The organism is Enterococcus sp. AZ091 (assembly GCF_051714805.1).
GTDB classification, from domain to species: Bacteria; Bacillota; Bacilli; order Lactobacillales; family Enterococcaceae; genus Enterococcus_D; species Enterococcus_D gallinarum.
Genome location: NZ_JBIOSO010000002.1, coordinates 693,511 through 714,993 on the forward strand (window position 1 = coordinate 693,511; position 21,483 = coordinate 714,993).

Genomic DNA, 21,483 nt, shown 5'->3' on the forward strand with positions numbered 1-21,483 from the left:
TTGGTCAGACTATTTCTAGAATACGGTGGATATTTTGGTAGTCAAAAACAGCAACATAGGCTATACTTTGGCTATCATCATACGATATGTATGGCAAAGACCGATTGCCTTGACTGATCACTTGCAAAGCGGGAGTATCAAAAAGCAAGTGGGGCAAACCAGCAAACGATTTGCTAGTGAATAGACGTTGGTCAATAGGAGGAATGAATGATGGGGAAAATTGATATTTCCAATCTGACACGAGATTATGGCAATGGCAAAGGAATTTTTGACCTGTCATTTTCTGTGGAAGCAGGAGCGTTTGGTTTTCTGGGTCCTAATGGCGCTGGGAAGACCACAACGATCCGTCATCTAATGGGGTTCATCAAACCTCAAAGCGGCAACTGTTTGATCAATGGGATGAATTGCTGGCAGCAACGAGAACAAATCCAAAGAAATTTAGGCTACATTCCTGGCGAAATGACTTTTTTTGATGATATGACCGGAAGCGAATTTATTAAATTTATCGCAAAGTATCGGGGAAATACTGAAAATGGACGGGCCAAAGAATTACTTGATCGATTCGAGTTAGATCCGAACGGCAAGATCAAAAAAATGAGTAAAGGGATGAAACAAAAAATTGGCATCGTTGTGGCTTTCATGCACGACCCAGAGATCTTGATTTTGGATGAGCCTACTAGTGGCTTAGATCCCTTGATGCAGTCACGTTTTATTGATTTAATCACTGAAGAAAAAAAGCGCGGCAAAACCATCCTCATGTCTAGCCACATGTTTGAAGAAGTTGAGCGGACCTGTGATCGAATTGGCATCATTCGTGCCGGAAAATTAGTTGCGTTGGATTCCACCGACACATTAAGAGAAAAACATCTGCATCGTTATACCGTCACTTTGCCAAATGAACAACTGGCGGCAGCCTTTGCAGCAGATTTCAATGGAGAAATCGATCCGGCACAACCTAGTCAAGTTCAAGTCAGTACGAGTCAAACATTGGAACAGATCTTTATGGATTATTATGGAGGTGAAGAGAAATGATCAATTTCACCCTTTACAAACGCGAATTACGCCGCAGCATCCTGACGCTTGTGATTTTTGGTGCCGTCATGACCCTCTACATCTCAATCATTGTCAGTATGTACAATCCAGAAATGATGCAGTCTCTTGAAGAAATGCGCAAGATGCTGCCAGAATTGATGTCGGCAGTCGGCATGAAAGCCGGCGCTAACTCATTATTGGGTTTCATGTCTTCTTACCTCTATGGTTTTATTTTGATCATTTTTCCAATGGTATTCTCGATTCTTCGAGGGAATGCATTGATTGCCAAATATGTGGACAGTAATGCGATGGTGGCCCTTCTGGCAGCACCCATCAAACGGAGAACGATTGTCATGACGCAGATGTCGGTTCTTTTAACGGGTATTTTCTTTTTGATCATCTATAGCACTGCATTAGAGATCCTTTGCGGATTACAATTTAAAGGAGAACTCGAGATTCCCAAACTGTTGCTGCTGAATGGTGGGTTGCTTTGTTTGCAGTTGTTTATCGCAGGAATCTCTTTCTTAGCTTCTTGTGTTTTTAATGATTCAAAATACAGTATTGCTGTCGGCGGTGGGATACCAGCATTAATGTACGTCTTACAGATGCTTGCCAACACCGGCGGAAATGCAGAAAAAGTAAAGTATTTTACTTTCTTTACATTGTTTGATCCAGATGCTTTGATCGCAGGAGATCGTAGTGGTCTCATCGGAATCTTTGTCCTATTGATTGGAGCGTGTATCCTGTTCGTGGCATCGGGCATGGTCTTTTGTAAGAAAGATCTTCATATTTAGTGAACAAGCAAAAAACAATCACTCCAATCCTGTATTTGGAGTGATTGTTTGTTTTACCCTTGTGCAGCTTTGCCTGTATAAGAATAAAAATTAATTGTTTTTCTCCGCGACAAAAGCATCGACTTCCGCTAGATACAACTTCTTCTCTTCTTCTGGTAACCAAGCAATCTCAAAGGCATTTCTGACCAATTGAATGATTTGGTCCTCTGTTAGCTGATAATTTTTGCTCAATGCATAAAGGTCGTCAGAAATATAGCTTTGGAAATAAGCTGGGTCATCTGAATTGATCGTCACTTTGACGCCTTTTGCCAATAACTCGATGATTTCTTTTCCCTTCATATCATCCACGACGAAACTGTTGGAGACAGGGCAACACGTCAATCCGATTTGGTGCGTCCGCACATAATCGACTAACCGTTCATCTTCTACGATATTTGTTCCATGATCGATTCGTTCCACTTGGATTTCTTCAATGACTTGGCGAATGTGTTCGATCGAATCTTCCTGATCAATGTCGCAGTGCATCGTCAAATGAAATCCAACGGCTTTTGCTTTTTCAAAGACTTTTTTGAACTTCAGTGGTGGATTGCCTTTTTCATCCGAATCAAGCCCGATCCCCAAAATCTTATCTTTAAAAGGTAGTGCTTGTTCTAAGGTTTCTGCTGCTGATTCAGCAGAAAAATCCCGTAAGAAGCACATAATTAGTGCACTTCGTACACCAATTTGTTCACTTTCTTGTGTCGCTCGATAATAGCCGTTGATGACGGTTTCAAAAGAAATACCGCGAGAGGTATGGGCTTGCGGATCAAAAAAAACTTCAGCATAAGTGACGTGATGTTCGGCAGCTTTCTTGAAGTAAGCCATTGCCAATTCATAAAAATCTTCTTCTGTTTGGAGGACATTCATCGCTGGATAATAAATGTTCAAAAAAGAAGGCAAGGAGTCGAACTGATAACTTGCTTCCACCTCTTCGATTGTTGATTGACCAATATCAATTTGATTTTTTTGTGCCAATCGTAATTTCAAATCAGGCTCCAATGTTCCTTCTAAATGCAGATGGAGTTCAGCTTTGGGAATTTCTTTGATAAATTCGTAGGTTACTTCTTTTGCCATAATTTTCGTCTTTCTCCTTTTAAAGTAAGTATTTTACACCAAAAACCTTTTTTTATAACTTGAAAAGCGAACATCTTGTTGAATCAACATTCCTTTTATTCATTTTTAACATAAAATCCCCGTTTTCACAAGAGCAAAACTTTGCTGGAAGATACCTGAATAGTCCTTAAAAAGTTGTGCGAATATAGACGATTTTCTTCAGGAGTTTATTTTTTACAACCAAACATCAAAAAGTAATCGCTTGCATGATTTTTGATTTATGCTAAAATTAACTTGTTCGAACAAGTTTGGTTATTATTCGCGATAAAAATGATGAGAGAGGAGTGGATCATAACTATGAGAGGACAAAATCAGTCGTCCGGTGCCAATGCGTACGCACAAAAAAATATGCGATTTAACCGCTATCTGATTTTTCGCTATATGACAGCAATTTTTTTCTTTATCAATCTTTATTGGGCGTTGTTTAGTCTGGCAAATTGGACAGTGATGGGTCTGGTACCGGTGTTCTTGCTTTTGGTCGATGGCGCCATCATCTTTGAGCAGACACAAAAATATTGGCAGACATCAAATCGATTGCACTTGACTAAAGTTGGTTATTGGATTCAAACAGGGGTCAACATTACTGGTATCCTTTTTATCCTGTTAGGGTGGCAAGACGGATTTTTCCCATTTTTGAATCTTGCGGCCAGACCGATTTTACTGGTTAGTCTGACTCTGGGATTGATTTGTTGTTTATATATGGAACGAAAAGCATGGTTGATCGAAAAAGATCGGGATAGTTACTTGAACTATCTGCGGACATTTGAGAATAAAGGAGGAAAAATAGATGAACACAGAAAATAGTAAAATGTTTACCTTTCTGGATAAGTACTTAATGGGACCAATGGGGCGAATCTCGCAATTTCGAATCGTCCGTGGGGTGATGGCGGCCGGGATGGCTTCGATTCCGTTTACGATCGTTGGTTCAATGTTCCTGATTATTAGTGTCTTACCTCAAAGTTTTCCAGCTTTAGCATCGATTTGGGCGGCTTCTTTTGATAAGATCCAAAGTTTATATATGCTAGGAAATACTGCAACAATGGGGATCTTGGCCTTATATTTCTGTATTGTTTTTGGTTATGAATATACCAAGATCCAAGCGCAGGAAGAAAAAATTTCGTTAAGTCCTGTAAACGGGGCTTTGTTGTCAATGATGGCATTCTTCATGTGTTTATCTCAATTAGTATTTGAAGGCGGAGTAGCGACTCTTGTGACCCTTATTTCCGATGATCAAAAAATCATTGATGGTTGGGAAATGGCGGGTGGTGTGACACGTTTAGGAACGACTGGTATTTTTACTGCAATTATTATGGCTATTATTGCAGTGAAAATTTACGCGTTTTGTGTCAAGAGAAATATCTACATCAAAATGCCTGATACTGTACCAACTGGTGTTTCAAGTTCATTTACTGCATTGATTCCGACTGCGTTGATTGCTTTAGTCGTGATCGTGATCAACGGTGCTTTAGTAGCTTTAGGGACCGATATCTTCAAAGTCATTGCGATTCCCTTTAGTTTTGTTTCGCAATTGACGAGTACGTGGGTTGGGTTGTTAGTCATCTATTTCTTGATGCATGCATTGTGGATCGTCGGGATCCACGGAGCAACGATCGTGACCTCATTCTTGACGCCCATCGTTCTTTCCAACATGGTTGAAAACCAAAGCGGTGCAAATATTGCTTTTGCCGGTGAATTCAATAATAGTTTCGTGACCATTGGCGGTTCAGGAGCGACACTGGGCATGGTGATCTTCATCGCCTTCTTTGCTAAATCGGCACAACTAAGTGCATTAGGTAAAGCCGCGATCGTCCCATCATTCTTTAACATTAATGAACCAATTTTGTTTGGGATGCCAGTTGTTTATAACCCATATACGGCAATTCCTTTCTTTTTGGCACCAATGGCCTCTATGTCGGTGGCATATTTTGCAATCAATTTAGGGTTTGTCAATCCACCGATTGCCCAAGTCGCTTGGCCAACCCCAATTGGTCTTTCAGGGTTTATTGGTTCAGGTGGTGATTGGCGTGCCTTTGTACTGGCATTAATTTGCGCTTTGGTCGCCTTTCTAATTTGGTTCCCATTCATCAAAATGTATGATGGCAAACTTTTTGCACAAGAACAAGGAAAAGCTTGACCGAAAGTGCAAGTTTGAATGAACAGACCCCAGCTAAGGCATGTTTAGCTGGGTTTTCTTTTGTCATCATGAGATGAAAGAAAGATTTCCACTAAGGCAGTGGCTTTTGCGGTAAAATAGGAATAGTACAACATTTGGGGGAGAAGTGGAATGACAAAACAATGGACGATCGATTTATTAGCGGCAGATTTAATTGCCCGAATCGAAAAAAAGAGTTTAGCTGATCGCAACGGAAAGTTACCTAGTGAGAAGGAAATGATGGAACACTATCAGGTCTCTCGGTATTCCTTAAGGCAAGCACTAAGCAGATTGAGTAAACGCGGCTATATTTATCAAGTTCAAGGGAGAGGCTCCTATGTCCACGATCAATTGACGCAAGAGCAAAAAGCAGTCCAAAGTGATCTTGGGTTTACCGAAGATCTTGCTAGAGAAGGAAAACTGATTCAAACCGTTCAAGCAACGCAGCGTTTGGTCTCGTACGCTGAGATCGACTTTTCGCCAAGCCACCAGCGATTTTCTGATAATCAGCTTTTTATTGAAGTTGAACGATTTCGCACACTGGATGATCAGCCGTATTTGATTGAGAAATCCTATTATCTGGCAGATATCGTTGGTCAGATCCCAGAATCTGCTATGTACGGTTCCATGTTTGAATATTTTGCACAAGAAAAGGGAGTGACTGTCAGTTTCATCGATAAATTTATCCGCTGTGAATTACTGACTGCTAAACAAGCTGCTTTTTTTGGCATGAACGCGGGGAGCCCTAGTTTGGTTGTTCGAGACGACAGTTACTTGCGAGAAGGTGATTTGATGGCCTTCTCAAAAATCTTCTATGACTATCGAGAAACAACGTTGTTTATGCATAAGAAATTACAAGATTGATCCTTTAGAAGTAGCTCATAAAATGGTCTAAGCCACCAGAAATCATTCACGATTTCTGGTGGCTTATTTGTTTGAAAATTGTTTTAAAAAGGAGAAAGCGGTGAAAATCGCCTTTTTTAAGGAGTTTTTTTCTGTTTTTTTTTAAAGATTTAAAAAAAACAGAATACTGTTCAGAAAATAATTCTTATTTCACTTTTTTACAAAATAAATATTAGAAGAAAAGATGGAAGCGTATTCTGAGAACATTAAAAAGTTTCTAATTTTTGTTAATAAAAAGGAGTAAAATCAAAAAAATCTCTTTTTAATGATTTTTTTGCGAAAAGAGGAGCACAAGTAATAAATAATTAACGATGGCGATAAAAATAAAAGGTTTTTGTTATTTTACTTCCAATAAAATGTTTTTTTAATTATTCATGGTGTTAATAATTTGTTGTATAAAAATAAAAATGCTAGAATTTGCTTAAATAACTGAATATTTTAGTTATTTAATCACAAAAAAGCACGGAAATCGTTCTGGTATGTTGAAAAATGTAATTGAGATTTTTTCGAGTATTTGAATGGGTGTTTTTTTATTTTGCAAACGTTTTTTGTTTGTGATCTCTTTCTCCGGATATGTGATCATAGCGAACATCAAAAGACGAATGCCAAAGTTGGTTGGTCACTTTTGTTGGTTGTATTTATTTGAATAGGAGGAGTAAGAATGAAGGGCAATGACTATAAAAAAATAATGAATTCAAGGAGAAAAAGACGCGCAATAAACAAAAAATCGCTACTAGCGAATTTAACGGTCAGCGGGATGTTACTGACGAGTTCTGTGGTTGTTCCCACTACGTTGTTATGGGCACCAAAGACCGCAGAAGCATCATTGGTTTCTGCTGAGATTTTTAGTAATGTCCAAGCATCAAATGATTCTGGAACAAGTGCTGCAACGCCATATTCAAATCCTGGAGATACCAACCCAGTCAACTTTACCATCAGCGGATCGAACGCGGTGACGCTTGACGTCTTAAACGGTGATAAAGTAGCAATCGTTGGTGTGCCAAAAGGGCTGACTGGCTTTGTACAACCAAATGGCAATGCCCGGGTATCAACAAATATCACTCTGCAACTTGAAGATATTGCCGCTATCCAAACACTGATTGGAACGCTTACGCCTGCTGTTGACACATTGGTAGGAACGGTGGATGCTCTTGTGAATCAGAACTTAGCGGATGCATTAGGGATTCCAGAAACGATTAATGGCTTTCCAAATTTATTGTATCAAGCAGCTTCCATCGTTGATATCAGTCAAGTAGTATCCGTCAATCTAGATGACATCTATGAACAATTGGATTTATTGAATCAGTTAGGACAATTTGGACAAGCCGATTTTGAAGTGCCTGCTGGATTGACAGATAATGAACGTGCCTTGATTGCCAATGTGGATGACGGCTTATTTATTGTGGTCAACCAACGCATCCAATCCATTTTGGAGAACTTGAAACAGGCGCAAATCCAAGTGAGCATCTTGGGCGGAGCAAGTAACATTCCTGGGATTGGCTCATTGATCGATGGCGTCAATACACTTGTCCAAGAAACAGTCAACACAGCTAAAGCCACTCTGAATGTTACCGTCGATGCTGCACAAGCTGTGTTGAATGGAACGACAGATCTTGCTGATCAAATCGCATCGGCATCTGTTTTAGGTCAAACGACAGTTGTGATGCCAACGACCGTGACGACACCAACGACTTCAGAGCTGATTGCAAATGGTATGACGAATCCGTCGAATCCATACGAAGCTCGATTTGCAGGTACTTTTTCTCAATCTAATCTACTCACACTTGATTTATTTACAGATGAGGATGGCAATAATTCCATCTGGTTAGCAGCAGAACCTGCAGCAGAACAAACGGAAACACCAACCATCGATCCTGTTGCGGCTGGTGATACCACTATCAGCGGAACAGCAGAACCAGATTCAACAGTAACAGTGACTATCGGAAATGAACAGCCAGTCACAGCAGTGGCGGATGCCCAAGGCAACTGGACAGCTGAGGTACCAGAAGTCTCTCAAGGGGAAACAGTGACCGTTGTGGCAGAAGCAGATGGCAAAGATCCAAGCGAGCCAGTGACAGTGAACGTCGCAGGTTTGACCGTTGCAGCCTCTACAGCCTCCATTAGTGGCAATGAAACAGATGGCTATCCAGTCATTGGGAAAGCAACACCGAATGCAGCGATTGAGATCACGAACGCTCAAGGAGACGTTGTCGGCAGTGGAACGATTGACAGTGATGGCAACTATCGCATCGTAATTGCCCCCGATCGAGTCGCCCCAGAAGAAAACTTGAATGTCAAAGCAATCGTGACGGCTGGTGGTCAAGACTACAGTAGTCCAGAAACAGCAATTACTGTTCCAATCGATGATACAGCGGAACAAACAACAGCGCCGGCGATTGACCCAGTGACGGCTGGCGATACTACGATCAATGGCACAACGGAACCTGGAGCAGCAGTCTCAGTCACAGTCGGCGAAGAAGACCCAGTGACAGCAGTGGCAGATGACCAGGGAAATTGGACAGTTGAAGTGTCAGAAGTGACGGAAGGTGACACGGTCACTGTAGTAGCCACAGCTGACGGAAAAACACCAAGTTCGCCAGTCAGTGTGAGCGTTAGCGGTTTGACGGTTGAGGCACCGACGGCAACGATTAGCGGTAATGAGACAGATGGCTATCCAGTAATTGGACAAACGGTTGCTGATGCTGCCATCGAGATCACGAACGCTCAGGGAGTTGTTGTCGGCAGCGGAACCGCAGATGGGGAGGGCAACTATCGGATTGTGGTTGCGCCAGATCAAGTTGCCCCTGAAGAAAACTTGAATGTTACAGCAATTGTGACTGCCGGAGGGCAAGACTATCGTAGTGGAGCAACACCGGTTGTTGTGCCAGCCGATACTCAAGAAAACCAAACTGAAACGCCGTCGATCGATCCGGTGAACGCCGGGGATCAAACGATCAGCGGTACAGCTGAACCGAACGCCAATGTAGTGGTAACTGTCAGCGGAGAAGAGTCAGTGACGGTCGTTGCGAATGACCAAGGTGATTGGACTGCGAATGTACCGGAAGTTTCTGAAGGCGAAACAGTGACTGTGGTAGCTACTGTTGGTGACAAAGAGCCAAGTACACCCGTCAGTGTCATCGTCAGCGGAATAAGTGTTTCTGCACCAACTGCATCAATCACTGGTAACCAGAGAGATGGTTATCCTGTAGCTGGTCGAACAACTGCGAATGCAGACATTGAAATCACCAATGCCCAAGGAGAAGTCGTAGGTAGTGGTACTGCCGACGGTGATGGCAATTACCGGATCGTGATTGCTCCAGATCAAGTGACACCTGAAGAAAACTTGAATGTGGCAGCAATCGTGACTGCTGGAGGTCAAGAGTATCGGAGTGCCAATACACCAGTGACGGTTCCAGCAGCCAGTCAAACAGAAATCCCAACCATTGATACGATAGCAGCAGGAGATACAGCAATCAACGGTACAGCAGAACCAGGGGCAAGCGTCACAGTGGCTGTGGATGGAGAAGAGCCATTAACAGTCGTTGCGAATGACCAAGGTGATTGGACTGCGAATGTACCGGAAGTTTCTGAAGGTGAAACAGTGACTGTAGTAGCTGCTGCTGACGGAAAAGAACCAAGTATACCTGTGAGCGTCACGGTCAATGGATTGACCGTCAATGCACCAACAGCCTCTATTAGCGGCAACACGTTGGACGGTTATCCGGTTACGGGTAAATCTGTGGCTGACGCTGCGATCGAGATTACCAATGCGCAAGGAGAAATCGTAGGTAGTGGCACTGCTGATGGGAATGGCAACTATCGCATCGTGATTGCACCGGATCGTGTGTCACCAGAAGAGGATCTGAATGTGGCAGCAGTCGTGACTGCCGGAGGCAAAGACTACCGCAGCGGCAATACACCAATCATTGTTCCAGCAACGGTTCTTACAGAAACACCGACTGTCGATCCAGTTAAAGCAGGAGATACAGTGGTCAGCGGGACAGCAGAACCTGGAGCAACAGTCACGGTCAATGTGAGTGGCGAAGGGCCAGTGACTGTCAATGCCAATGAAGAAGGCAATTGGACAGCAAACGTACCGGAATTGTCAGAGGGAGATACAGTGACCGTCGTAGCTACAGCTGACGACAAAGACCCAAGCGCACCAGTGACAGTAAGTGTTAGTGGTTTGACGGTCGCAACACCGACTGCAGCAATTAGTGGGAACGAAACCGATGGGTACCCAGTAGTTGGTAAAGCAGTAGCTAATGCAGCGATCGAAATCACCAACGCCCAAGGAGATATCGTGGGTAGCGGCACTGCAGATGACGATGGCAATTACCGTATTGAGATTGCGCCAGATCAAGTCACACCAGAAGAGAACTTGAATGTCACAGCAGTCGTCTCTGCTGGCGGGAAAGATTACCGTAGCGGAGCAACCACAGTAGTTGTGCCAGCCGATAATCGTGAAAATCAAACAGCAACACCAACGATTGATCCTGTTAGTGCTGGTGATACGACAGTCAGCGGAACGGCAGAACCGGGTTCAACAGTAACTATTACAGTCACCGGAGAAAACCCAATCACTGTCGAAGCAGATGATCAAGGCAATTGGACGACGGATGTGCCAGAGGTTTCCGAAGGTGATACTGTAACCGTTGTGGCAGAAACGGATGGGAAAGATCCAAGCGCACCGATCAGTGTCACTGTTGGAGGAATCACTGTTGCTTCACCAACCGCGTCAATTAGCGGCAATGAGATCGATGGTTACCCAGTGACTGGTAAAGCAGCAGCGAATACAACCATTGAAATCACCAATGCGCAAGGAGATGTGGTAGCTACTGGCACCACTGATGGTGATGGCAATTACCGGATCGTAATCGCTCCAGATCAAGTAGCTCCAGAAGAAAGTTTGAATGTGACGGCAGTCGTAACCGCTGGCGGGAAAGACTATCGCAGTGGAGCAACACCAATTACCGTGCCTTTAGCAAACCAAACGACCACGCCAACGATTGATCCCGTCACAGCCGGTGATGAGACAATCAGCGGAACGGCAGAACCAGGTTCAACCGTCACCATCACCAATGGCGACAAAGATCCCGTCGTCGTTGAAGCAGATGATCAAGGCAATTGGACTGCTGAACTACCTGAAGTTTCCGAAGGGGATACCATAACCGTTGTGGCAGAAACCGATGGGAAAGATCCAAGTGCACCAATCACAGTTACGGTGGATGGACTGACGGTTACCGCACCAACCGCATCAATCAGCGGCAACGAGATTGACGGTTATCCAGTTGTTGGTAAAGCAGCACCTGATGCCACAGTTGAAATTACTAACGCGCAAGGGGATGTGGTAGGGACTGGCACTACTGATGGCGACGGCAATTACCGAATCGTGATCGCTCCAGATCAAGTAGCTCCAGAAGAAAACTTGAACGTCGCAGCGATCGTAACAGCTGGTGGGAAAGACTACCGCAGCGCCAACACGCCGATCACTGTACCAGAAGACAACCAAACAGGAATCCCAACGATTGATCCTGTAACAGCCGGAGACGATACAATTAGCGGAACAGCAGAACCAGGTTCCACTGTCACCATCACCAATGGCGACAAAGATCCTGTAGTCGTTGAAGCAGATGAGGAAGGTAACTGGACCGCTGAAGTACCAGAAGTTTCGGAAGGCGACACTATAACTGTCGTGGCAGAAACCGATGGCAAGGATCCAAGTGCCCCAATCACAGTAACAGTGGATGGCTTGACAGTTGATGCACCAACCGCATCAATCAGCGGCAATCAGACCGATGGCTATCCAGTTGTTGGGGAAACAGTGGCTAATGCAGTGATTGAAATCACTAATGGACAAGGCGAAGTTGTGGGTACCGGCACAGCCGATGAAGAAGGCAATTACCGAATCGTGATTGCGCCAGAGCAAGTGGCCCCAGAAGAAAACTTGAATGTCGCAGCAATTGTGACCGCTGGTGGCAAAGACTACCGCAGTGGTAATACACCAATCACAGTACCTATGGAAAAAACGGCTACGCCACTCATTGATCCAGCGATTGCCGGGGATGAAACAGTCAGCGGAACCGCAGAGCCAGGTTCTTCAGTCATTCTGACCATCAATGAAGCAGCACCAGTGATGGCGCGAATTCTGGGTGGGTTGAACACCACCCGTGCCTTTGCCGCACCACTTGAATTAAGAGCGGATGAAGCTGGCAATTGGCGTATCAATGTAGCCGAGCTATCGGAAGGAGATGTGTTGACGGCTACTGCACAAACTGATGGGAAATATGTCAGTGATCCGATGAGTATCGTCGTTAGTCCCGTGACGGTTGCCGCACCTACTGCAACAATCAGCGGCAATGAATCATCTGGGTATCCGGTTACGGGGAAAGCTGATCCAAATGTAACCATTGAAATCTCTAATGCTCAAGGAGAAGTGGTGGGCACTGGTACGACAGACAGTGAAGGCAATTACCGGATCGTAGTAGCAGCCAATCGCGTCGAACCAAAAGATAATTTATATGTTGTTGCTAGTGTCGTTGCTGGTGGCAAAGAATACCGCAGTGCAGCTGCTACAGTCACAGTCCCGGTTGCTGGAGTTGACGGCGGTAATACTGGCGGCGGCAATACTGGCGGTGGTAACACTGGCGGTGGCAACACTGGTGGCGGTAATACCGGAGGTGGTAACACTGGTGGCGGCAATACCGGAGGAAATAATATCGGTAATGTCAATAACGGTGGAATCAATATCATCGGCAATGGGAACATCAGCGGTGGCAACAACATCAATAGTAATAATAGTGGAGGCAAATACTTGCCGCAAACTGGCAGTGAAAGTACTTGGTTTGCATCAATGATCGGTGCTGCACTGGTTGCGATCGGTAGTCTTGGTTTCTTCAAATCAAGAAAGAAAAAAAATCAGTAACTGCTGAAACTGGACCAAAGCAAATAATTGCTGATCTATAAGAGAAAGCTCTTGCGATGTGTCCATGTCGCAGGAGCCTTTTTTTAGAAATGTTCCTGAATCTATATAGCCTTTCTGCTGCGTTACCACCAATTCTACTAATGGTTTGAAGAGTTACGAAAACTGAGAGCGAAAAGAATAGAGACGTTAATAGAAAATATGCAGATTTAAACAGGAATTTTTTCTTTTTTGACTATCCATGCTACACTAAATTTTGTAGTAAATGGAAAAAGCTTTCAATCGTTTGGTTACGCAGGTTGCGTGATTGGAAGGCAAAAGGATGGTGTAGAGGTTGATAGGCGACAAAGGCAAGGAAGCACGTGTCCATCACGTTTTTGAGCGTGTTGCGGAGAACTATGACCAGATGAATACCGTGATTTCTTTTCAACAACATAAACGCTGGCGAAAAGATACGATGAAACGGATGCAAGTCCAAGCAGGTAATGATATCCTTGATGTCTGCTGCGGAACAGGAGATTGGACATTGGCACTGGCAGAAGCAACAGGATCTACTGGGAACGTGATCGGCATTGATTTTAGTGAGAATATGTTGGCTGTGGCAAAGAAAAAAGCAGCGGAGCAAAAGACAAAGATCGAATGGATGCAAGGAAATGCAATGGCACTTCCTTTTGCAGACAATACGTTTGATGTTGTGACGATCGGGTTTGGTCTGAGAAATGTTCCTGATCTTGTAACCGTTCTAAAAGAAATGCAGCGGGTCGTAAAACCTGGCGGAAAAGTGGTTTGTCTGGAAACATCACAGCCCACTTTAATTGGTTGGCGGCAGCTGTATTATGCGTATTTCCGATTCATTATGCCGCTGTTAGGAAAACTGTTTGCTAAAAGTTACCAAGAATATTCTTGGTTGCAAGAATCAGCTAGAGATTTTCCTGGCAAAGAAGAATTGTCTCACTACTTTCAATCAGCAGGACTGACTAATATAGTTGTCAAAAGCTATAGTGGAGGTACTGTAGCCATGCATCTCGGATATAAACCAACCAACTGAATCCAATAAAAAGCATGTGTTGACATAGAAGCTGTTAAAGGGATGTTGCTGAGAAAATCAGCTCATTTTCGAAAACAAAGACCAGTGCTTCAGATCAAAATAAAAACCAACGTCAGTTCACACTGGACGTTGGTTTTTTGCTGTCTATTTCACTGTGTTCATTTTGCGGGTGCTTATTGTTTTCTGGTATTTTTTAAAACGATATTGGTGTAGAGCCATACCGTTAAAAGATAATAAACGGCATAAAGGGCAACAAAGATCGCAAATGGTAACCAGATCTGATCATAGGGATCACTCAATAGCATTTTAAACATTTGCAGTCCGAATAGTACGTGAACGATTCCTAATAATCCTGGGACTAAGAAAAGCACGCCGATCTCTTTGCGGATCGATTTTTTCAGAAGCCCATTGCGAGCACCGATTTTTCTAAGCATGGTGTAGCGCATAATATCACTATTAGCCCCTGAAAGGATTTTGAACATCAAGCAACTAGCTAACATTGTTAGAAAGGCAATTCCTAAGAAGAAGCCCATGAATTCAAATCCTGAGAAAATGCCGTTGAATGTGTCATAAGCATCCGCTCGTTGCATAAGATTACTTTCTCCAGCGAGTGAGGGGTTGTTCTTTTGATTCAACTTAGCAAGTGCTGTTAATTTTGGTAAGATCGCTTGAAAATCTTTGACTTGAATCATTTGCAAAGTGGTTTCAGGTGCATTTACTTGGGCAAAGGCTGCAGCAGACAACAGTTTGATTTCTTTTGTCCGCTGTTCTGGTAATTCGAAGCTACGCAATTCATCCTGTTTCGCCACATCAGCGGCAATGGCTTGCCCATCCAATGTACGATAACCAGCCCTTTGACTAAGATCTCCCTGTTCTGTAACGATCAAAGGATCTTTGTCAAATTCTTCTTGAATGTAATAAACGGCTGTGTCATCCTCTTTTTGGCGATAGCTGACATTCAATGTTGGGTGTAAATCCGCAATTTTTTGTTGGTCGACAGTTTGGGCATTATTCAGAACCAAGTCATAAGAGGTCATCGCTTTGGCCATTTTAGGGATTTCATTTCTGAAACCAAGGCCAACGGTTAATGCGCCCAGTGCTAATGCGAACAGCATGGATACTAACGAAAGCATCTGCGTATAGTCACGGATACGGAAGTTTAACTGAGACAAAGTGAAATTATTCAATTTTTTCAGTGCGATGGCATCTGATTTCTTTAATAATGTCAAAATCAATACGATCACAGAGCGGAAAACTAGATAGGTTCCCAAAACGATCGTGACTAGGGCAATCGCAATACCCATAATTTGAAATTTCATTAGATCGCTCATAACATAATAACCGATTCCAAGAAAGATGATCCCCAAAAGGGTTTGAACCAATAAGAATGGGAATTTTTGCTTGATTTGTGCAGGTGTACTAGTTTCTCTCAATAAATCCAAGATGGCTTTTTTGGCAATGGCTGAAGCATTGACGATTGCTGCAATCAGGAAGAGAATGGCAAAAAAGACCAGTGTGATCACAAGTGCTTTTACATTGAATGGCGAAAAATGAGTAATCTTTATATTTAACTGTTGTACTAAAAGATCATTGACAATTTTCGTCAATCCGATACCTGCTAAAGCACCAGCAATGGTTGCAATAATCCCTACAAAAAATGTTTCGATGAAGATCATTTGGGCGATTTTTCGTCCTTTTGCTCCTAACATCATAAACATGGCATAATCCTTCTGCCGCATCGACATTAAGAAAGAATTGGCATAGAGAATGTAGGCAAATGTGATGATTCCTAGTAAGACCGTTCCAAAGTGAAAGATAATGACAACGACACCAATCGTCGAATTGTTTTTCAAGAATTCTTCATTACTAGCCATTGATTGAAACATATAAAAGATGGCAGAAGCCATAACCAGACCAGAAAACAAGACGATGTAGTCTTTTAAGCGGCCTTTGATACCAGTAAGTGATAATTTCCAAAGCATACCATTATCCTCCTACTGTTCCAGATTTCCTAAGATGACTAAGATCTGACGATAAAAGTCTTCTTGGGTTTGATTATTTCGTTTGATTTCTTGATGGATCTTACCATCTTTGATAAATAAGATTCGCTTGCAATAACTTGCCGAAAGGGGATCATGTGTTACGAGTAAGATCGATACTTGGTCATTTTTGTTTAAATCATCCATCATGTCTAATAAATCCTTGGCACTTTTTGAATCCAAGGCACCTGTTGGCTCATCCCCAAACAAGATCGTTGGTTCGGTGATTAATGCTCGCGCAGCGGATACCCGTTGCTTTTGACCACCAGAGATCTCGGAAGGATATTTATCCAAAATTTGGCTGATGGATAAGCGATTCGCGACTTGTTGAATGAGCTGTTTGATCTTTTTCGGCCGTACGCCTTGTAAAGAGAGAGGCACAGCAATGTTTTCGGAAGCCGTTAGATTTTCTAGTAGATTGAAATCTTGGAAGATAAAGCCGATTTCTCTACTGCGAAAATCTGCCAATGCATCACCGCGTAATTTTGTGATATCTTTTTCGTTGATGCGGATGTTTCCGGAAGATGGATGGTCCAATGTGGATAAAATATTCAACAACGTTGATTTACCAGAACCGGAAGCACCCATAATACCAATAAACTCGCCTTTATCAATCGCAAAGCTGATCCCTTTTAGGGCTTCGGTTTTTTTCTCATTATTTTTGCCGTAAACTTTCGTTAATTCGTTTGCTTCAATAATTTTTGCCATTTGTTCATCACCGTTCACTTTCTAATTGTTTCAACGCTTTTTCAGGAATAGCATTCTTTTGCACTTCTTCATAGGAAGTCACGCCCTTGTTTTGATTCCAGGTAATTTTTAAGTAAGCGTCTTTTTTCAAAGGACGATCTTTCATCCCTAAGAATTCCAGATTTTTCTTCTTTGCGTCTTTGTCGTAACCAGGTAGTTCATATTTATATTCGATCACTTGATTGCCTCGATCGTCTTCGGTTTCGATCTTTTCGCCATCGGTCGTGATCTGAACATAGTAACTTTGGCCGCCCATGATGACTTTCTCAGCAATTTGTAACCCGGCAAACAAAACGATTATTAGGATACCCAGGCCGATCCAAAATTTCTTCATCTATTCTCACTTCCTTTAATTTGTAAAGTCTAAAGAGAATTATAGCGGGCGTAAAAACAATTGTAGTGTGAAAAACCTATCAATAAACTTTCATTTTTGTCATGAAAGCAATTTCATGATGTCCTTCTTTGTATTGGGAACTGTTAATCAAAGGTTCACCTTTTCAACGCATTCCGTGTATCAAGAGACCGTTGTAAACGAAAGACCATGGCATCTCCTTCATCAAAGAGATCCCATGGTCTTTAATATTTTTTTCGAAACAATGTAATGATCAAACGATCCTTCTCGTAACTGATTGTTGCTTCATCGATCAACAATCCTAATAAATAAAAGTCTTTTTCTTCATGAATCGACTGGTGCCCGCCTAAAAGTTCAATATAATAACTTTCTAGCGCAATGTCTCGTGGGGTATTCAACATTTCCGCAAATTGGGCTAAATCACTGGGCTCTTCTGGACAGGTCCCAGCAATAATGGCTCGAAATCCTGTTTTTTCGAAAGACATCTCAGTAGTGATATGAGGGCAGTCGTGGGAAAGAAAGTAGGTGACCACTTCATCCACGATCCGCCGTGCTTGTTCCTTTTCTATCATTGGTTCATCCGCCTTTTGATTTGGTTGATCTCATCTAACAAAGGTACCATAGCTGCCGCCACAAAGCCACTGGAAAAACCATTATTATAAAGATTCAACCCGCCATGTAAGTAGGTAATATTGCTTACTAACGCCGCATGGGCAATACCGGCAAAGATTCCTGCAATTGGTCCATAGTAGCCGCTGATTGGTGCTAAACTTGTTCCAAAAATCGCAGTCAACAGCAATTGAAAGGTCGAAGTCTCAGTGGTAAAACCTAAACGTGTGGCAAGAACGACCCCAATCAAAATCGGCAGACTATTTTTCCAGTGATTTCCGAAAGCACTAAAGCCAACCACTGTCAGAATAGCACCAAGTAATGGGCCTGATAGCTGGCCCCCAAGCAAGTAGATGAATACAAGCAGCAGCATCCCCATGATCGCCATGTTCATCAGTGTGACCCCTAATGCAAAAATCGTGACGAAGTCTGTCACCAGTTTACCGGAAACATCGAATAGATGAGCCAATCCTTGGAAAGAACGGTGATTCAATAAATAACCGGTTAAAAAGAGCAACCCGCATAAGCCGCACAAAAAGAAGAGTAAAAAGGAACTGTACTCAGTCGTCAAATACGTTTGTTCGGTAATGTCACGTCCAAATAGACGCGTGAAACTTGTAAAGAACATGGTCACGATTCCGGTGGCAAAGCCAATGTTATACAAAGAGAAGCCTTGATGAAAGTGTAAGAATTGTGCGGCCAGAGGCGGCAATAAAATGCCTAAGATAATTCCAATAGTATAGCCTAATAGAACGCCGGTCATTAATGGGAAACCCATCCCAAAAGCCAAATAACTGATGACAGGTGAAGCTGCACTCCCGAATAGACCAACAATCGAGTACTGTCCAAAGGGCTTTTTTTGAATCCGTGCATAAAGATAAACGCCTAACGGGATCGGAATCGAATTGAATAAATTTTTCCCGAAAAAAGAAAATCCGGAAATGGTGAAAAAGGCAGCAATCATTGGTCCGGTGATACTGTTTCCTTTTGTTTTGGTGGTTAGGATACTTACCAAGGTCAACACGCCGCTATTTAAAAAGGCACTGCCTAAGTTGCCGATGGCAAAGTAATCCGAAACGAGATTACTAGGAGAAGTCAAAATCCGTAGTGAACCGAACCATAGATCACTTATCGGTGTACTCAGGACACCAATAGCAATCAAAAGGATGCTGTAAGCAATCAATAATCGTTGTGTCAACAATTGCGAAATCGGTGCAAAAGACTTATTCGTTGTTTGATAAAAGATTTTTTTATTTGCCATAAATCCTCCTTTTTTTTTATGTTAGCATAGATCGACTGGATTCGGGATACTTTCAGTCATTCAAAAAAGTTTTTTTGTTGTTTTTTGAGATTGGTTAGTGAATACGCTAAAAAGCGCTGTACATTTTTTATTTCTGAGAAAAGATAGGATAGACCTGGCACGGATTTGCATAAAGATGAGCTGCTCAATTTCGAAAGCTTATAGTGTTATTGAATGATTGGCAGAGCTAATTATGACTGAAAAAAAGCGCATCTTTCAATCAAATATTTCAGTGATCGATGAAAATAATGACATATAAAAAATGAGGAAACTTGCTATAATCAACACTAATCTCTCTTTATTTTTTAATTTATGCGCATCTAGAGAGCAATCTTATTGGTCGACGGGGAAAGTCGCCTTCTTTCACAGGTTAACTGTTTTAGCAGTATATGAATAAATAGAGATTAGTCTGAGAGAAGGAAAAACGAATAAGTGGACGATTATCGGGTAAGATTAAGGAGGAAGCTATGAAAAAATATCGGTTTGGCTTAATTACACTTATGTCAGTCTTTGTTCTGGGCGCCTGTAGCCAAGGAAATAACAAAACGGACTCGACAGGGGCACAGGGAACAGAGGATACAACAGCAAACAATGTAGAAAATATGCCACTAGAGGTCAAAAATGATGGTGATCCTATCGAAGGAGAAACCCTGGATGTGGCAGTTGTGATGGATACACAGTTTCAGGGCTTATTTCAATGGGAATTCTATCAAGATACCTATGATCGTCACTTTATGTCTCCAAGTCATGAATACTTATTTTTAAATGACGATGACTTTAAGATTGTGGACGGTGGCCCTGCGGATTTAGAATTGGATCAAGAAAACAAAATTGCCACCATTACACTAAGAGACAACTTGAAATGGTCGGATGGAGAAGAAGTAACTGCAGAAGATGTGATCTTTGCTTATGAAGTGATTGGCACGCAGATTACACAGGGATTCGTTATGACAATGATTTCACGAACGTGATCGGTATGGAAGAATATCATGCTGGTGAATCAGACACAATTTCTGGAATTACTGCTGTCAATGATAAAGTTGTTCAAATCGAATACAAAGAAGTTCACCCGGGTATGATGCAATCAGGCGGAGGCGTCTGGATGTCTGCATTAGCAAAGCATACCTTTGAAGGAATTGAAATCAAAGACATGGAATCAAGCGATCCGGTTAGGAAAAATCCTATTGGTTTTGGTCCGTATGTGATGAGCAATATCGTGGCCGGAGAAACAGTAGAATATGTTCCCAACGAATATTATTATGGGGAAAAACCAACTTTAGATAAGATCGTTCTTCGAGGTGTACCGTCTGCTTCCATCAATGAGGCACTGAATGCCAAGCAATATGATATAGCACTGTCGATGCCAACTGATACTTTTGATGCTTACAAAAATACTGATGGGTACCAAATGCTTGGTCGTTTACAGCAGTCTTACACTTATCTTGGCTTTAAACTGGGAACATGGGATGCTGAAAACAAAACGGTTGCTTATGATCCTAATTCTAAAATGGCGAACAAAGCATTGCGTCAAGCAATGGGTTATGCAGTAGACAACGATGCAATCGGTGAACGTTTCTATCATGGATTGCGCACCAACGCAACCACATTGATCCCGCCAGTTTTCGGTTCTTTGCATAACGAAGAAATCAAAGGGTATACGTTAGATTTAGATAAAGCCAATCAGCTACTCGATGATGCTGGCTATATCGATACCGATGGCGATGGGTTCCGTGAAGATCCAGACGGTAATAAACTAACGATCAATTTTGCTTCTATGTCTGGCGGAGAAACTGCTCAACCATTAGCCGATTACTATGTACAACAGTGGAACGAGATCGGTTTGGATGTTCAGCTTTCGACTGGACGCTTGATTGATTTCCAAGCATTTTATGACAAATTGGAAAATGATGATCCAGACATTGATGTTTTCATGGGTGCTTGGAACACCGGATCTGACCCTTCGCCAACAGGATTGTGGGGACCAAATTCGCCGTTCAATTATACGCGCTATCAGTCAGATAAAAATACCGAGTTGCTAGCTGCCATCGACTCGAATGCTTCGTTTGACGAGGACAAACGGAAAGAAGCTTTTGATGCATGGCAAGAATATGCCTTTGAAGAAGCATTTGCGATTCCAACATTGTTCCGAAGTGAGATCCTGCCGATCTCTGACCGCGTGACGAATTTTTCATGGGCTTACGATGTCGATCATAATCCATGGGCTGCGATTGGTGTGACGGATAGTTCTCGGTAAAGCAGAGTTAGAATAAATAGAAGGAAGTAAAAAGCAAAAAAGTAAAAAGGATTTCGCTATAAATGAATACCCGGAGGACTAAGTAGCCGTGTTCTGGCAATGCCAGAGCATCGTGGCGCAGACTGTAGGTTTGCGCTACTGCTACTAAGTCTTTCGGGTATGTTTGTTCATTATTCTGT

Annotated in this window: 14 protein-coding genes and 1 pseudogene; 9 read left to right on the top strand and 6 right to left on the bottom strand. The window is 42.6% G+C overall.

Going from position 1 to position 21,483, the window contains the following annotated elements:
* Positions 1-25: 25 nt before the first annotated feature.
* The 3 genes from IGJ28_RS15675 to IGJ28_RS15685 are packed head-to-tail and all read left to right on the top strand — an operon-like array spanning position 26 to position 1,826.
* A complete protein-coding gene (locus IGJ28_RS15675; protein WP_311824627.1) occupies positions 26-184 on the top strand; it encodes a hypothetical protein in 159 nt (52 codons plus the stop codon).
* Positions 185-210: 26 nt separating this feature from the next.
* A complete protein-coding gene (locus IGJ28_RS15680; RefSeq protein WP_113849529.1) occupies positions 211-1,032 on the top strand; it encodes an ABC transporter ATP-binding protein in 822 nt (273 codons plus the stop codon).
* A complete protein-coding gene (locus tag IGJ28_RS15685) occupies positions 1,029-1,826 on the top strand; it encodes an ABC transporter permease subunit (RefSeq protein WP_252711450.1) in 798 nt (265 codons plus the stop codon). The genes IGJ28_RS15680 and IGJ28_RS15685 overlap by 4 nt, the downstream gene beginning before the upstream one ends.
* A gap of 90 nt (positions 1,827-1,916) precedes the next feature.
* Here IGJ28_RS15685 and add read toward each other — a convergent pair whose 3' ends face one another.
* The gene (add, locus tag IGJ28_RS15690; RefSeq protein WP_176333464.1) at positions 1,917-2,939 is read right to left on the bottom strand and encodes an adenosine deaminase; all 1,023 of its coding nucleotides are present in this window, start codon (positions 2,937-2,939) and stop codon (positions 1,917-1,919) included.
* 336 nt (positions 2,940-3,275) lie between these two features.
* Here add and IGJ28_RS15695 point away from each other — a divergent pair, with 336 nt between their 5' ends.
* The 5 genes from IGJ28_RS15695 (at position 3,276) to IGJ28_RS15715 (ending at position 14,003) form a co-directional block, all read left to right on the top strand.
* The gene (locus IGJ28_RS15695; protein ID WP_252711449.1) at positions 3,276-3,782 is read left to right on the top strand and encodes a hypothetical protein; all 507 of its coding nucleotides are present in this window, start codon (positions 3,276-3,278) and stop codon (positions 3,780-3,782) included.
* Positions 3,766-5,112: a PTS cellobiose transporter subunit IIC gene (gene celB / locus IGJ28_RS15700; RefSeq protein WP_438845480.1), complete on the top strand. Its 1,347-nt coding sequence runs from the start codon at positions 3,766-3,768 to the stop codon at positions 5,110-5,112. The genes IGJ28_RS15695 and celB overlap by 17 nt, the downstream gene beginning before the upstream one ends.
* Before the next feature lie 150 nt (positions 5,113-5,262).
* Positions 5,263-5,994 carry a GntR family transcriptional regulator gene (locus IGJ28_RS15705; protein ID WP_231437812.1) on the top strand — a complete coding sequence of 244 codons (732 nt, stop codon included), beginning with the start codon at positions 5,263-5,265 and terminating at the stop codon, positions 5,992-5,994.
* Positions 5,995-6,694: 700 nt separating this feature from the next.
* Positions 6,695-12,958, top strand: a complete 6,264-nt coding sequence (locus IGJ28_RS15710; RefSeq protein WP_438845481.1) for an Ig-like domain-containing protein — start codon at positions 6,695-6,697, stop codon at positions 12,956-12,958.
* A gap of 331 nt (positions 12,959-13,289) precedes the next feature.
* On the top strand, positions 13,290-14,003 hold the full coding sequence (locus IGJ28_RS15715) for a demethylmenaquinone methyltransferase (protein WP_081131681.1): 714 nt from the start codon (positions 13,290-13,292) through the stop codon (positions 14,001-14,003).
* A 173-nt stretch (positions 14,004-14,176) separates the two neighbouring features.
* Here the strand turns inward: IGJ28_RS15715 and IGJ28_RS15720 are convergent, their stop codons facing one another.
* The 5 genes from IGJ28_RS15720 to IGJ28_RS15740 form a co-directional block, all read right to left on the bottom strand.
* The gene (locus tag IGJ28_RS15720; RefSeq protein WP_438845482.1) at positions 14,177-15,985 is read right to left on the bottom strand and encodes an FtsX-like permease family protein; all 1,809 of its coding nucleotides are present in this window, start codon (positions 15,983-15,985) and stop codon (positions 14,177-14,179) included.
* A 12-nt stretch (positions 15,986-15,997) separates the two neighbouring features.
* The gene (locus IGJ28_RS15725) at positions 15,998-16,750 is read right to left on the bottom strand and encodes an ABC transporter ATP-binding protein (RefSeq protein WP_252711447.1); all 753 of its coding nucleotides are present in this window, start codon (positions 16,748-16,750) and stop codon (positions 15,998-16,000) included.
* Between the two features lie 7 nt (positions 16,751-16,757).
* On the bottom strand, positions 16,758-17,123 hold the full coding sequence (locus IGJ28_RS15730; RefSeq protein ID WP_003126104.1) for a YxeA family protein: 366 nt from the start codon (positions 17,121-17,123) through the stop codon (positions 16,758-16,760).
* Positions 17,124-17,365: 242 nt separating this feature from the next.
* Entirely contained in the window at positions 17,366-17,713 is a 348-nt protein-coding gene (locus tag IGJ28_RS15735) for a hypothetical protein (protein WP_081131678.1), read from the bottom strand.
* Positions 17,710-19,011 (bottom strand): DUF1576 domain-containing protein, encoded by a 1,302-nt coding sequence (locus tag IGJ28_RS15740; protein ID WP_113849535.1) that lies wholly within the window; start codon positions 19,009-19,011, stop codon positions 17,710-17,712. The genes IGJ28_RS15735 and IGJ28_RS15740 overlap by 4 nt, the downstream gene beginning before the upstream one ends.
* A gap of 506 nt (positions 19,012-19,517) precedes the next feature.
* Between IGJ28_RS15740 and IGJ28_RS15745 the strand changes: the two are divergent.
* Positions 19,518-21,304 (top strand): annotated as a pseudogene (locus IGJ28_RS15745) (oligopeptide ABC transporter substrate-binding protein).
* The last annotated feature ends 179 nt before the right edge of the window (positions 21,305-21,483 follow it).